The sequence below is a fragment of the Kovacikia sp. CALU 1929 genome, from assembly GCF_056784235.1.
Genome location: NZ_JBXBCF010000081.1, coordinates 40,623 through 55,484 on the forward strand (window position 1 = coordinate 40,623; position 14,862 = coordinate 55,484).

The 14,862-nt window shown below is 48.1% G+C and carries 14 protein-coding genes; all 14 read left to right on the forward strand.

What is annotated here, in order from left to right; genetic code table 11:
• Positions 1–220: 220 nt before the first annotated feature.
• The 14 genes from AC1S52_RS21340 to AC1S52_RS21405 all read left to right on the forward strand — a co-directional run bounded on the left by AC1S52_RS21340 (position 221) and on the right by AC1S52_RS21405 (position 14,854).
• The gene (locus tag AC1S52_RS21340; RefSeq protein WP_482031069.1) at positions 221–481 is read left to right on the forward strand and encodes a hypothetical protein; all 261 of its coding nucleotides are present in this window, start codon (positions 221–223) and stop codon (positions 479–481) included.
• 206 nt (positions 482–687) lie between these two features.
• Complete coding sequence (locus AC1S52_RS21345; RefSeq protein ID WP_482031070.1) at positions 688–1,179, forward strand: hypothetical protein; 492 nt, start codon at positions 688–690, stop codon at positions 1,177–1,179.
• A 267-nt stretch (positions 1,180–1,446) separates the two neighbouring features.
• Positions 1,447–2,268, forward strand: a complete 822-nt coding sequence (locus AC1S52_RS21350; RefSeq protein WP_482031071.1) for an ADYC domain-containing protein — start codon at positions 1,447–1,449, stop codon at positions 2,266–2,268.
• Positions 2,269–2,655: 387 nt separating this feature from the next.
• Positions 2,656–3,876: an LGFP repeat-containing protein gene (locus tag AC1S52_RS21355; protein ID WP_482031072.1), complete on the forward strand. Its 1,221-nt coding sequence runs from the start codon at positions 2,656–2,658 to the stop codon at positions 3,874–3,876.
• Positions 3,877–4,251: 375 nt separating this feature from the next.
• Positions 4,252–5,718 carry a carotenoid oxygenase family protein gene (locus AC1S52_RS21360; RefSeq protein ID WP_482031073.1) on the forward strand — a complete coding sequence of 489 codons (1,467 nt, stop codon included), beginning with the start codon at positions 4,252–4,254 and terminating at the stop codon, positions 5,716–5,718.
• 196 nt (positions 5,719–5,914) lie between these two features.
• Complete coding sequence (locus tag AC1S52_RS21365) at positions 5,915–6,658, forward strand: hypothetical protein (RefSeq protein WP_482031074.1); 744 nt, start codon at positions 5,915–5,917, stop codon at positions 6,656–6,658.
• Positions 6,642–6,866, forward strand: coding sequence for a DUF7219 family protein (locus AC1S52_RS21370; protein WP_482031075.1), 225 nt, complete (start codon positions 6,642–6,644; stop codon positions 6,864–6,866). Before AC1S52_RS21365 ends, AC1S52_RS21370 begins: the two co-directional genes overlap by 17 nt.
• Positions 6,867–6,885: 19 nt before the next feature.
• Positions 6,886–7,596, forward strand: a complete 711-nt coding sequence (locus tag AC1S52_RS21375; RefSeq protein ID WP_482031132.1) for a glutathione S-transferase family protein — start codon at positions 6,886–6,888, stop codon at positions 7,594–7,596.
• A gap of 122 nt (positions 7,597–7,718) precedes the next feature.
• Positions 7,719–8,264, forward strand: coding sequence for a P-loop NTPase family protein (locus AC1S52_RS21380; protein WP_482031076.1), 546 nt, complete (start codon positions 7,719–7,721; stop codon positions 8,262–8,264).
• Positions 8,265–8,347: 83 nt separating this feature from the next.
• On the forward strand, positions 8,348–8,860 hold the full coding sequence (locus tag AC1S52_RS21385; protein ID WP_482031077.1) for a GNAT family N-acetyltransferase: 513 nt from the start codon (positions 8,348–8,350) through the stop codon (positions 8,858–8,860).
• Between the two features lie 91 nt (positions 8,861–8,951).
• A complete protein-coding gene (locus tag AC1S52_RS21390; protein WP_482031078.1) occupies positions 8,952–9,623 on the forward strand; it encodes a DUF924 family protein in 672 nt (223 codons plus the stop codon).
• 41 nt (positions 9,624–9,664) lie between these two features.
• Positions 9,665–10,975 carry a glycosyltransferase gene (locus tag AC1S52_RS21395; RefSeq protein WP_482031079.1) on the forward strand — a complete coding sequence of 437 codons (1,311 nt, stop codon included), beginning with the start codon at positions 9,665–9,667 and terminating at the stop codon, positions 10,973–10,975.
• 23 nt (positions 10,976–10,998) lie between these two features.
• Positions 10,999–11,580: a chorismate--pyruvate lyase family protein gene (locus AC1S52_RS21400; RefSeq protein WP_482031080.1), complete on the forward strand. Its 582-nt coding sequence runs from the start codon at positions 10,999–11,001 to the stop codon at positions 11,578–11,580.
• A 109-nt stretch (positions 11,581–11,689) separates the two neighbouring features.
• Positions 11,690–14,854, forward strand: a complete 3,165-nt coding sequence (locus AC1S52_RS21405; protein ID WP_482031081.1) for a two-partner secretion domain-containing protein — start codon at positions 11,690–11,692, stop codon at positions 14,852–14,854.
• Positions 14,855–14,862 lie beyond the last annotated feature (8 nt).

The following is a 14,862-nucleotide window of genomic DNA, read 5'->3' on the forward strand; positions in this document are numbered from 1 at the left end:
CAACTAGAAGTAGTCATAGGTGGGAGAACTGCGGTCATTCAATCATTCATCGTGTCGGTTTTGGAGGTTAGTAGATTTTTCCCAACAGGAGAACAACTATCTTACACGAGAAATCTAAGTCAATTCAGGTGAAAGTGCAGTCTCAGATGAATGCCTCTATCGCAGGACTCCGTGACGTTTTGCCTAAACTCTATCAAATTTACCAGTAGGAAATTTACCAATGCTACATCAACTGACCCAAAACAAGTTCGCTCGACTCATGCTCACAGCAGGACTCTGCTTGACTACAGTTTTCGCGAACCCGATCGATTGCAATGCCGCCAAAACGACTGAGACACCGTCTTTAGAAGGTACTCAACTTGCGCTCAAGATCAAAAGATCTGATGTTTTAGAAGGTGCTCAACTTGCGCTCAAGATCAAAAGATCCGATGTTTTAGAAGGTGCTCAACTTGCGCTCAAGATCAAAAGATCCGATGTGTGATGAGTTTCAACTCGACCATTGCTTCATAACAGTCTGAAATCAGTTGTGGAAGGCTTTTCCCCTCAACCTTGGAGAGGGTTTGTAGGTGGTAGTTCATGATTTATTGAGGACTACCATCTCCCGCACCTGCCATAGAAAGCCTCTATCGCAGGACTCCGTGACGTTTTGCCTAAACTCTATCAAATTTACCAGTAGGAGATTTACCAATGCTACATCAACTGACCCAAAACAAGTTTTCTCGACTCATGCTCACAGCGGGACTCTGCTTAACTACAGTTTTCGTGAATCAAATTGATCGCAATGTCACCAAAACGACCGAGACAACGGTTAACAAGATAGCTCTCGACAGCTTGATGCCAAACGGGGCAGACTTAAACGGGCTTAGGATAAACGGAGTTGCGCTAAACGGGACAAGCTTTAACGGAACTGGTCTTAACATGAACGAACTGTTTCAAAACGGGACAAACCTAAACGGGCTTAGGATAAACGGACTGGTGGTAAACGGTTCTGGTCTTGGTGCAAATGGAATCAATTTTAGTAGGTTTGAATTAATCTCGCCAACTTTGACAACCGCAGTGCTCAAGCAAAAGCCCATCCAACAAATCCGTTTAGACGGTAGCCAACTTGCGCTCAAGATCAAAAGAGCTGATGTTTTAGAAGGTGGCGAACTTGCGCTCAAGATTAAAAGAGCTGATTAGTAACTAGTTAGAGGTTTCTCTCCTCAATCTTGCTACCGTGTACACACAAGTCGAACCGATCCTCCCTAGCCCTCCTTAAAAAGGAGGGAACCGAGCCAAAAACCTTAAAAGTCCCCCTTTTTAAGGGGAATTTAGGGGGATCGGATCAGCTTCCCGACTGAATCAAAGAGATCTGTGTACACCATAGCAACCTTGGGGAGGATTTGGAGGTGGTGGTTCATAATTCACTGAGGACTACCATCTCCTGCAACTGCCAAGAGGTTTGCCATGAGATTTACTCCAAAAAGGCTTGTTTCTTTGCTCTTAGGAACTGGCTGTCTACTGACGATCGCTGCATTCATTCAAGCTCAGAAAAACCCGAATTGGAAATACTTTTCAGCAACCATGCAACCGGAGCTTGTAGTTAAAGGACAGGATGTAGAAGGCACTGAAATAACCATTGTTGAGGGCGGGCGATCGCTCAAACTCAAAATTACTCAAGTTGAGTTAGATCCTCAAGATCCTGAACAAGAAACTTACCTCTACACCATTCTCTATCACGATTCCGTCTCGAAACAGTGGCAGAATTACTGTCTCCCCGATCGCAACAATGTTGCCAAAGCCATTCCCCTATCGGGAACTTGGGATAAAACGGGTAATCACCATGAGAATGGTCGCATCACCTTTGCCTGTACGAATGGGGTTTTAGCCAAATGTGTTCGCATTGGTTACAAACCCTGGAAAACGGTTCAGGGGCGATCACTGCGAGATTTTCATCAAGCTTGTACCCGTATGGTTCGGGCAGACTATTGCGGAAGTGGGCGCAGCCATACTAAAGAAGGCACAACCATTGACATCTATGACCGAGTCACAATTCAAACCCGCACTCCCGCAAGTGGCATGGTTTTTGAGGCAGCCTGGAGTCCTGATGGTGCCGTGTTGATCAATCGGACTCGATTCCCTAAATCTTTAGCCCAGCTTCGGAAAGAGTGTCCTGAGCGACTCAAAAGTCCTGCAAATGACTCAATCAATCCCACAATTATCCAACAGCAAACCCCTGAAGCGCTGCTCTTTAACGACTCATTCGATCGCTTGGCACCAGTTCGCTGATCGTCCTAAACCGAAGCTAGGTTGAGGTTTTTGGAGTGCGATCGCTTCATCTACAACAATACCACCAGGAAATTGTTCTTTGATGCCGATGGCTATGGTGCTAACGCCCAGGTTCTTCTGGCAACCCTCACTGGCGCACCCACGATCAATAACACCCACATTGTTGTGATTAGGCCAGTTACTTGTTGTTGCAGCATCGCAATACCAATGTATCTGTTTATAGTGCCGATATGATGCCATGACAATGTGATGCCATGCAATACCAATTTAAGTTCATGTAATGCCAATGCTAGCGATTGCATCAAGAAGAAATGCAGACTGTCGCGGCGCGATGGTCGGCGATCGCACAAAGACCAAACTAACAACTAACACAAAAGGAGAAAATCAATGGCTTCAGCTATTGACGCAAAGTACGCTCAACTGATCGGTACAAATCCCTGGATTGGACAACCCACGACTAAAGAACAAGCCTGCCCTGATGGTGTCGGAAGCTATCGCCACTATAAAGGTGCATCCATCTACTGGAGTCCCAAAACAGGTGCAAGGTTGATTCACGGGTTGATTCGCGCTAAATGGGCAGCCCTGGGATGGGAGAAAAGCCCCCTGGGATATCCCACCACGGATGAATTGAATGCAGGCAGCGGTCAGGGTCGCTTTAACAACTTCCAGGATGGCACCATCATCTGGAAAACAGGCTCTTCAGAAGCTTTCGCAGTTTATGGTCTGATCTACGCTAAGTGGGGAGAACAGAACTGGGATAGGGGCGAACTGGGCTTTCCTGTCACCGATGAAACGGGCACACCGGATGGGGTTGGGCGGTACAATCACTTTGAAAATAATGCCTCGATTTACTGGACATCCAACACTGGAGCACACATCGTCAAGGGACATATTCGTAGAGCTTGGGCAGAACAGGGATGGGAGCGAGGCAGATTGGGATACCCGGTGAGCGATGAACTGGTGACAGAAGGCACCAACGGCAGAGGCAGATACAGCCGCTTTGAAGGCGGAGAAATTCGCTGGACACCGGAAGGTGGCGCAAAAGTAACCTACTACGAAGTGAAGGTAGAACTCTGGTTCTCTGGCTTCAAGTGCCTGGATGAGTCCACTGAATGGTCGGGCAGCGATGAGCCTTATATGTTCCTGGGAGTTTCCACCTCTGGACAGCCTCAGACACCCCATGAAACCGGAGTGATTGGGGATGTGGATAAGGGGGAAATAACTCGCTTTGCCAAACGGCTCTATTCCGGCAATGCCCAGGATGTGATTCTGGCAGTGGTGATCCGCGAACACGATGAAGGCAACCCGCACGCATTCTCTGGGGCATTCAAGTCAATTTTGGATATGGGGAATGCAGCACTTGCCAGCCAAACCGGAGGTGTTTCAGTTCCTCCTGAGGTTGTGAAACTGATGTCCAATAAACTGAGCGAGTTGGTGGGTGCAGGGGATGATGATGTGGGCAGACGCGCTGAATTGTTGACGCGAGATTATCTAATTCAAATGGCAAGGCAGACTGAGGGTGGTGATCCCAAAGCTGACTTTACCTGGGATCTGGGCAATAACAGTCAGGGACGCTATCGCCTCTACTTTTTCGTTCGAAAGGTTTAAGCGGTGTCAGCCGATCACGACCAACGGAAGACTAACCTCTTCATCAGGATGGTCAGAGGTTACGAATATCTGAAACTCTCACACTAAACAATGCGATCGCCCTTCAATGAAAATAATTCAGAGACTGGCGATCGCCTCACTTCAGAGACAGCCGTAACAAAATCAGAACTCAATACTGAATGGTCTCCGGGTGCTGATACCGAATCAGCGGGTAGTGTTTTAGAAATGTTGCTCCAATCAGTAAAAGCGTTACATACAAAGCTGTTACAAGATTTCAACCACATGTTTAGAACACTACCTGAATGTGCAGTTTAAAGAGAGTGCCGATGTGTTCTCGTTTCAACAGGCATTTAACCAAAAGTAGGTAACGATCCAATGATTTCTACAATCGCCTCTACTCAAACTGCGGTGGAATTAGCCTTTACCAGCCTCAATTCTGAGGTTGAAATTGATGACTTACCAGTGGAAGGTGAAATTCCCCGATGGCTGAATGGAAGTTTGTTTCGCAATGGTCCAGCGAAATTTGAGATCGGTCAGGCGAGCTACAATCACTGGTTTGATGGTTTGGCGATGATCCATCGCTATGCTTTCCGAGACGGTCGGATTGCCTATCGTAACCGTTTTCTCCGCACGTCTCCCTATACCCAAATGATGTCTACTGGGCAGCTTAGTTCTGGCTTTGAGATCGTTCAGCCAACCTCTTTAGGCAGACGTATTCTCAAGACGACCTTAGAGATGCTCGGTCACAAAACAGGACAGACTTACAACACCAATGTCAGTGTGATTCGCTTAGCCGATCAGTTTATGGCTCTGACTGAGCAACCCGTTCCCACGGTTTTTGATCCGATTACGCTTGACACCCAGGGAGCGTTTTATTTCGATGACACCCTCTTGGGGCAGCTTTCTTGTGGACATCCCCACTATGACCATCAGCATCAGGAATACATCAATTACGTCACTTGTTTTGGACCGATCAATACCTATAATCTCTACCGGATTAAGGCGACGAGCAGCCAACGGAATCTAATTGCCAGAATACCGGTGCGATCGCCCTGCTATATGCATAGTTTTGCCCTGACTGAGAACTTCATCATCCTGGTCGAATTTCCACTAGTGATTAAATCACGAGCGGCGATCGTTGGCGGAAAAGCGCCGATGCAATGCTTGAGTTGGGAGCCTCAGCGTGGCACTAACTTTTTGGTTATTCATAAGCAAAATGGTCAGCAAGTTGCTCGTTTCCACAGTCAAGCCTGTTTTGCGTTCCACCACATTAATGCCTATGAGCAAGACGATGCAATTGTGATTGATATTGCCGCTTCTGACCAGCCAGATCTGATGTACAAGTCCTATCTGAAGCCGTTACGAGCTGCAACTCAATCTGAAGATCATCCCCTAGCAGAGTATCGACGCTATCGTTTACCGCTCCAAAAATCTTCCCGCGGTGCTGAAGTTGGTTATGAATTGCTATCTGATCAGTTGATTGAAATGGTCTGCATTAACCAGGATCGTTGTCATTCGCGGGACTACCGCTATGCGTATGCCGTTAGTCATAACCGCAACTGGTCAACTCTAGCGGGTCAACTAGTCAAAATTGATGTAAAAAATCGCAGCAATAAATTATGGTTTGAGCCAAATACTTACCCAGGTGAACCCCTCTTCGTCGCTGCTCCCAATGGCACGGATGAGGATGAGGGGGTAATCCTCAGCGTCGTCCTGGATGCTGCCAAAGCGCAATCTTTTCTGCTGGTTCTTAACGCAAGTTCTTTTGAAGAATTAGGACGGGCTTACTTACCCCACCACGTTCCACTTGAATTTCATGGACTGTTTGTGGCAAGAATTTAATCTATTTGATCCTGAATAGCGATCGCAAAACTGTCACAGAACTATATGGCACTTTGTCTATCTGGAACTGCATCACAGCTTGACTCCTAAAGCGGAAATTCGATCGCATGATGCAACTTTACAGAGCGCGATCGCCCTCTCATGAAAAGAGACCATCATACCCAATACCACCATTAAGTTGAGGCAAAAAACAATCATGAAGTATGTACTGAAGAAGATCTTTGAATACAAACAAATTTACTCCGACTTGCCCTTATTCCAATATATGCGCGACTCCAGTTTGACTGAAGAAGAGAGACTTGGTTTCTATCCTTGCATGGCGCACTTCATTCTGAGCTTTGGCGACATCAATAAGTATATGCTGCGAGAAGAACCCACAATCAACATATACCAACAGCGAGTCAATAATCATACCTATGAGGATGATCATCATTGGCCCTGGTATCTTGAAGATTTCACTAAGCTCGGTTTTGATCATCTGTGTAGCCCAACATCATGGATGCGTTTTCTATGGAGCGATGAAACACGCCAAAACCGTATTCTGACCTACCGACTTGCTGCTCTCATTTCAGGGGCAAGTGCAGTGGAACGGATTGCCATTATTGAGGCAATTGAGGAGACAGGAAACGTACTCTTCACCACCATGCTTGATTTAGCGAAGGCAATTGAAACTCGGCGTGGGATCGAACTGCGCTACTGTGGAGAATTTCACTTCAGTCTAGAGTCTGGGCATTCGGTCGGCAGCGATCACGTTGAGATTGCTGGAATTCTATTAGATGAGACAGCTCAAGCGCGTTGCCTCTCTCTTGTTGATGAAGTCTTCGGATTATTTGAATCCTGGACACACGAACTTCTTGACTATGCAAAAGGACATTCGTTTGCTTTCTCAAGCCATAAGCATCACACAATAATCCCAGAACTCTATGGACTCCACTTCTAATTTTCTGTATCCTCGCCACCGATATTACGGACAGTTCAGCCCTGAAGCTTTGATTTTCAATGCCAATTTGCAAGAATTTGCCCAACGGGTTGGTTATATTGCCAATCTGGAAACGGGAGGCAAGATCCCGCCGCAGGAAGCCTACCACCAAATTGAATCCCTTTGGGAAACCCTTAAGTCGAGCCTGGATGATTCGAGCTTGAGTTAGAAATTGACCTCTATTACCTATTCCAAAAGTAAGGAGTTTTCTTATGACTGAAATCGAGATTTATAGTGCTGCACTTTGTCCCTTTGCCCATCGATCGCGCTTAACGCTCATGGAAAAAGGCATTCCCTTTAAGCTGATCGAAATTGATTTACAAAACAAACCTGCAAACTTCAGAGATATTTCTCCCTATGGCAAAGTGCCTGTACTCAAACATGGCGACCAGCGAGTGTGGGAATCTGCTCTAATCAATGAATATCTGGAGGAAATGTTTCCCAATCCCCCCTTGTTACCAAAAGACCCAATGCAGCGTGCCCACGCACGAATCTGGATTAATTTTGCGGATACTCGGCTATTTGCAGCCACTGGCAAGTTGCTATATGGTAGCCAAAATCCACAACAACAGGCAGAAGCCGCGCAAGAGCTGACTCAGCACTTGCAATTTATCGAACAAGAAGGATTGCAAAAACTATCACCCCAGGGACCTTACTGGCTTGGATCAGCGATTAGTCTCGTCGATTTCACTTATTATTCTGTGTTTGAGCAGTGGGCAGTGCTAGAGCATTTCCGAGGCATCAAATTTCCAACAGGACTCGATCGCCTCAAGCAGTGGTGGAACACAATGGCAAATCGTGGTTCAGTCCGGGCGATCGCTCACTCTCCAGAGATGTATATCGAACACTATGCTCGATTGGCTCAACGACTAGCTTCACCTGCCACAAACAAAATATAAATGCAGCCAGCGTTTAACCCGGTTGGTGCTAGCGTTGCTGGAGAGGCAGGACTAGAATTTCTAGGTTTCATAACTCAATCTAGTCAACGAGGTGACTGGATTGCACAAGAAGGAGAGTGGCGATGAGAAAAGTAGCAGTATTTGGTAATGCTGGAGGCGGTAAATCCACTCTAAGCAGAAGATTATCAGAAATCACTGGTTTGCCACTTTACATCCTGGACAAGATTCAATACCAAGCAGGGGGCACGGAGGTTTCATCCGAAAACTATAAGCGCGCCCATCAGCAAATTCTAGATGCTGATCAATGGATTATTGACGGGTTCGGCTGTATGGAAACTCTCTGGCTACGGCTTGATGAGGCAGATAGTCTAATTTTTGTGGATCTACCGCTATACGTGCATTTCTGGTGGGTGACTAAGCGACTCATCACAGGTTACTTTAAACCGCCAGCAGGTTGGCCTGAAAAAAGCCCAATCTTAAAGAGTTCGCTGACTAGCTACCGCGTGCTTTGGTTATGCCACAAACGCTTAACCCCCCGATATCGTGAGTATGTCGAGCAGGCGGAAAAGCACAAACGGGTTTATCACATTCGATCAACTCAACAGATTAGGCAGTTTTTTGAATTGATTAAAAAAGAGTCTCACTTCAAAAATGATGCATCTGCTTAATATGCTGGATTTAAAGTTTAGTTCTTTAGCTGTCGCGCGCGCTATGCGTCAGGTTTGCTCTGCTTGGGAGTCTCTGGGTTGTAATGTACTTACACACTAACCGTTTGAATCTATGTCCCTGCCAGATGAGCGATCTGAGTGCCATACACCAGCTATGGACGGAGGCTACTGTCAGACGGTATCTCTTTGACGATCGCCCAATCACTTTGGAAGAAGCACGATCGTTCCTGGAAGCAAGCACGGCAAGTTTTGCCAATCAGGGGTATGGAATCTGGCTCTTTTTTGAACATTACACCAACCAAATTGCAGGGTTTACAGGGTTGCTACATACCTCACAAGAATTGCCAAGTCTAATCTTTGGTACCCAACCTCACCTTTGGGGACGGGGCTATGCCAGGGAAGCTGCCGCTGCCGTTTTGGATTATGCATTCAATGTACTGGGATTGAAGACAATTGTGGCAGATGTAGATGAACCCAATAAAGCCTCGATTCGAGTGCTTGAGGCATTGGGAATGACTCAAACTGGAAGCGCGATCGCCAACGAACGCCCGCTGCTTTACTACGAAATCCAGTGCCCCACCAGCCCCGCAACTTGATGGCAACTGAGCCTGTGTATGCCCTGGTTGCTCGTAATGATTCTAACGAGCAGGAGACTACCATACTCTACGATCCAACATCGGAGGAACTATGACATTTCACACAAATTACACCTTACCGCCCTCCGCTCAAGAGGTGCTTCAGTTCTGGTTTCCCATTCCGCCAGATTGTGATCAAGCGACGTTAGTACGGCAGTGGCGGCAGTGGTTTCAAGGGGGTGCCAATGAGGAAATCAGCGATCGCTTTTCACCCCTGTTGGAACAGGCAATCCGAGGTGAACTGGATGATTGGGCAAGTGAACCGCGATCGCGCTTGGCGTTGATCATTGTGCTGGATCAGTTCTCTCGCACAATCTATCGCGGCACTGCTGAAGCATTCGCGCAAGACTCAAAAGCGTGTGCGCTGGCGCTGGAAGGAATTGCAGTGGGACACTATGCCGCACTGGCAACACCGTGGGAAAAGACTTTCTTTGTGCTGCCATTGGGGCATTCTGAAGATCTTCACAACCTAGAACGAGTGGTGAAACTGACGGCTGACTTGTTATTGGAAACTACACCAGAACACCGCGAACTTCTGGAATTTTCCGCAGAGCAAGCCCGCCGCCATCGAGATATCATTGCTCGGTTTGGTCGTCATCCCCATCGCAATCAGGTGTTGGGACGACCATCCACTCTAGCCGAGTTGGAATACCTCACCTGTGGAGAACTGGTGCCGCAGAGATCGCTACCGCCTCACCTACTGCAACGGCTCTCCAACCAGTAAGAGATTTTTGCCATTTTCACACTTAAACATTGGAGGATACAATGGTGCGATTTTTGATGGGAACTATCCCTATCATTGGTCATGTTAGTCCGGCTATACCAATTGTGCAAGAATTAATCAGCCGTGGGCATGAGGTGGGCTGGTACACGGGACAGGCGTTTCAAGCCAAAGTGGAAGCAACGGGAGCGCGATTTTTCCCGATTCGCAGTTGGATAGACTACTCTGACCTCAATAACGTTCCGTCCGAGTTGATGGATCAACGGGCAGCATCTGAGGGCGTACAACGGCTGAAGTTTGATTTGAAAACCTTTTTTATTGATCCAGCCGTGGGACAGGTGCAAGATTTGTCCGATATTCTCTATGAGTTTCCAGTCGATATTTTGCTAGCAGACTCGATGTTTTTGGGCATGGCCTGGCTGGCGGAACAAAAACAGCTTCCCTGGGCAGAATTTGATTCGTCTGCGATCTCCACCAGCAGTCCAGATACGGCTCCGTTTGGATTGGGCTTACAACCCAGCAACACCCTATTTCGGTGTTTGCGAAATCGAGGGTTAAACTGGTTCTTTAAACGAACGGTGCTGCGAGAGTTGCGAGAGTACACCAACGAGGTGCGATCGCAGGTCGGATTACCACCTAGCCCAGTGTATTTCTTTGACCGGGTATCTCCCTTTCTGTATCTGGCAGCTACGGTTCCAGAGTTTGAATATCCCCGTCGTAATTTGCCGCAGCAGGTGCATTTCATCGGACCGTTGCTGTCTGCTCCCACTGCCGAATTTGCTCCTCCTGCTTGGTGGGACGAACTGAAGGGCGACAAACCCGTGATTCATGTAACGCAAGGTACGATCGCCACCGATTCAGCAGAGTTGATTATGCCCACGTTACAGGCTTTAGAAAATGAGGATGTTTTAGTCGTAGCAACTACGGGAGGAGTGGCGATTGACACGCTCAAACTCGCTTCCCTGCCAGCCAACGCCAGAGTTGAGTCATTCATTCCCCATGCCCATTTGCTGCCTCATGTAGATGTGATGGTAACGAATGGCGGCTATAACGGCGTGCAAATGGCGCTGTCCAATGGCGTGCCTCTGGTCGTGGCGGGACAAACTGAGGAGAAACCGGAGATTGCAGCGCGGGTCGAGTGGGCAAAGGTCGGCATTAATTTGGGGACAAAAAACCCTAGCCCAGCCCAGGTGAGAAAGGCCGTGAAAACATTGCTGACTGACTCTAGCTATCGCACTCGGACTAAGCAGTTTCAAACAGAGATGCAACAGTATGATGCGTCTGCGATCGCAGCCACCTTACTTGAACAATTAGCGACCACGAAACAACCTATTTTGATGAGACACTGCAATTAGCAACAAACATCTTAGCGACAGAAATGACTACAACGATACCATCAAAACTTTCCCCTGATTTTCACCAACCATCAAAGCGAGATCGCATTGAGCTATCAACGCTGACTCCTTTTCAAAGAATTCTGATAACAACCGATGGCACACTCACGAAGATCTTAGAAGCTTATCTATTGGAGGAAATTCAAATGGTTAAGCTATCTGAGCGATCGCTGATCACCACTCATGCTATTCCACAATTAGATATTGATCGTGGCAGCGAGGTGATCAAAAGAAAGATATTGCTACAAGGAAAGAGCAGCCGAAAAACCTTTGTTTATGCTGAGACGATTCTTGTGCCTGAACGATTAACCCAACACTTCCAAAAGGAGCTAATTGAATCTGAAACGCCATTAGGGAAACTTGTGCTAAAGCACAGAATAGCGACCTTTAAGGAACTATTGGATTCAAGCAAGGAGCCGTCTGGTGAACTATCTTCTTTCTTTGAAGTTAATAATCAAGATTACTTGCTTTCTCGGACTTATTGCCTCTTTTTCAACTACCGTCCCATCATGATGATCACTGAAAAGTTTCCCGAAAGTTACTTTACCAGTAAGTGGATTTATTAAGTTATGCAAAAATCACCCTAAAAGGTCTCTCTGATTATCTCGATCGCCGATAAGCTAATCAACAAGTCATATTGGTGTGAGACCTCTCAACTGGAATTCCTCGCCGCCTATGAAATTAGCTTCGCGATCGCTTGGAATCGGAAGTCTGGTCTTTTATCTGATTGCTGCCAACGCAGTCAGCGCTCAAATTGTGCCAGATAATACCTTGCCAGTGAACTCTAGAGTCGAAGCGGGATGCACAACTTGCACGATCGACGGTGGCACCACTCGCGGCACTAATTTGTTTCATAGCTTTCGTGAGTTTTCAGTTCCCACAGGCGGCACGGCATTTTTTAACAATGCAACTCAAGTTCAGAACATTCTCACACGGGTAACTGGGAGTTCGATTTCTAACATTGATGGACTCCTTCGCACTAATGGCACGGCGAATCTATTCTTGCTCAATCCGAATGGAGTGATTTTTGGACCCAATGCTCGTTTGGATGTGCGGGGTTCCTTTGTGACAACGACGGCAAACGCGATCGCCTTTCCTAACGGCGAAACCTTCAGCGCCAGCAATCCCACCCCACCCAGTGCGTTGCTCACGATCAATCCCAATGCGTTGCTGTTTAACCAACTCAATCCGCAACCAATTATTAGTCGCTCAACGGCAAACTCGACTGGTTTGAGCGTGGACAGCGGTCGCAGCCTGTTATTAGTCGGTGGTGATGTTAGGCTAGTGGGAGGGAGATTAACGGCTCCAGGCGGACGGATTGAACTGGGGGGACTATCAGAACCGGGGGCGATCGGGTTGGCGCTGAATGGTAACATCCCCAGCTTGGCGTTTCCAGTGAGCGTTGCACGAGCAGATGTGTCGCTTGTGAATGGTGCTCTGATCGATGTTGTGGCAGGCAGCGGTGGTAGTGCATCGATCATGACTCGAAACTTAAACATTCTTGATAACAGTGCAATTAACGCTGGAATTGGAACAGGTTTCGGAGCCGTTGACAGTCAAGCTGGGGACATTGAGATCAATGCTACGGGGGCGATCGCGATAGACGGTGGTCGAATCCTTAACAATGTGCGTGCTGGGTCTGTAGGCAAGGGAGGGAATATCCGCATCACCACTGGGTCTCTATCACTCACGAATGTTTCTCTGTTGTCTGCCAGTACTCGTGGGCGAGGTGATGCCGGGAACATTTTCATTGATGCGCGTGATACCGTTTCCTTCGATGGCGCATTTCCCGATGATAACTCTCCCACTTCTGTCCTCAGTTCTGTAGAAGGCAGTGGCGCAGGACAGGGCGGAGATATTCGTATCACTGCTCGGTTTTTCTCTCTAACGAATGGTGCTCAGTTGGGTGCGGTTACCCAGGGGCGGGGTGATGCGGGTAATGTCTTCATTAATGCCCGCGATGCTGTTTTTATTGATAGAAGCGCTATTTCCAGTAGTGTGGAGCGAACCGCAGTTGGACAGGGGGGAAATGTGGATGTGAGCACAAATATCCTCTCTCTGACCAATGGCGGTCAGTTAATTTCCGGTGCTCGTGGACAAGGCGATGGAGGAAATATCTTTGTTAATGCCCGAAGTGTTTTCTTTGATGGTATTAGAATCACCCTTCTCAGTACAAGCTCGGAAGGTTTGGGTCCCAGTGGTGTTTTCAGTTCCGTAAGCGCTACAGGTACAGGACAGGGGGGAAATATCTATATCACCACCGATTCACTCTCAGTGGCGAATGGTGCTCAGTTGGTAGCAAGTACGGGTGGACAGGGGATTGCCGGAGATATCTTGATTAATGCACGCGATACCGTTTCCTTTGATGGCATCGATCGCACGGGTAGGCGAGCGAGTGGAGCTTACAGTTCCGTGCAGCCGGGTGGTATCGGACAGGGAGGGAATATCCGTATCGCCGCCGAGTCACTCTCCTTGAGAAATGGTGCTCGGTTGTCTACCGCTACTTTTGGACAGGGCAATGCGGGCAATATTTTCATTGATGCGCGCATTGCGGTTTCCTTCGATGGCGCAGGTCTCAACGGTAGTGTGGCCACTACTGCCGCCAGTGCTGTAGGCACGGGTGGTATCGGACAGGGAGGAAATATTCGCATTACCACCGGGTCTTTCTTACTGACGAATGGCGGTCAGTTAACGACCACTACTTTCGGACGGGGCAATGCGGGCAACATTTTCATTGATGCACGGGATACGGTTTCCTTCGATGGCACAAGTTCCAATGGTGATTCTCCCACTTCTGCCTTCAGTGCTGTACAGGAGAATGGCATTGGGCGGGGGGGAAATATTCGCATCGCTACGGGATCACTCTCCCTAACGAATGGTGGACAATTAGTTGCTGGTACTCGTGGGCAGGGTGATGCTGGGAATATCTTTGTTGATGCCCGTGGCAGCATCTCTTTCGATGGTAGAAGTCGCAATGGCAGATTTATTAGTGGTGTACTCAGCAATGTAAACCCCCTGGCGATCGGTGCAGGAGGTAATATCACGTTGATTACGCTTGATTCCCTGGCTGTGACGAATGGAGCGACGATCAGCGCCAGTTCTGCTGGAACCGGGGGAGCAGGTAGCATTCGTGCCAGCGCCCCTTCTCTTCAGCTCGACCAGGGCAAGATCACCTCTGAAACAGCATCTGGCAAGGGCGGTAACATTGACCTAACGGTGCAAGACATTTTGCTGTTGCGACGTGGTAGTTTGATCTCTAGCACAGCCGGGACGGCTCAAGCGGGAGGCGATGGCGGCAACATTCGGTTTAACGGTGGCTTCATCGTGGCGGTTCCCTCGGAAAATAGTGACATTACTGCCAATGCCTTCACTGGCAGCGGCGGCAGAGTTGATATTACAGCCCAAGAACTCTTTGGGATTGAGTTTCGTCCTCAGTTAACCCCTTTGAGCGACATAACCGCCAGTTCTGAATTTGGCATTGCAGGTATTGTCACCATCAACACACCGAACGTCGATCCAAACCGAGGTTTAGTCGAATTGCCCACCGATCTAACCGATGCCTCCAACCAGATTGTGAGCGGTTGCTCTCCCACCACAACCGCACAAACCAACCGGGGCGAATTTTATCAGACCGGACGCGGTGGCATTGCTCCTCTACCAACCGATGCACTAGGCAGCAGTGATATTCTGGAAGATTTACAGCCACCCAACACTTGGACAGCCACCGCCAAACCAACCCCAATCATTGAAGCGCAAGACTGGCAAACCAACGATCGCGGCGAAGTGATCCTAGTCGCATCAAAGCATCAAAAGCCGTGTCAACCTCGAAAGCATTATTAGGAGGACAG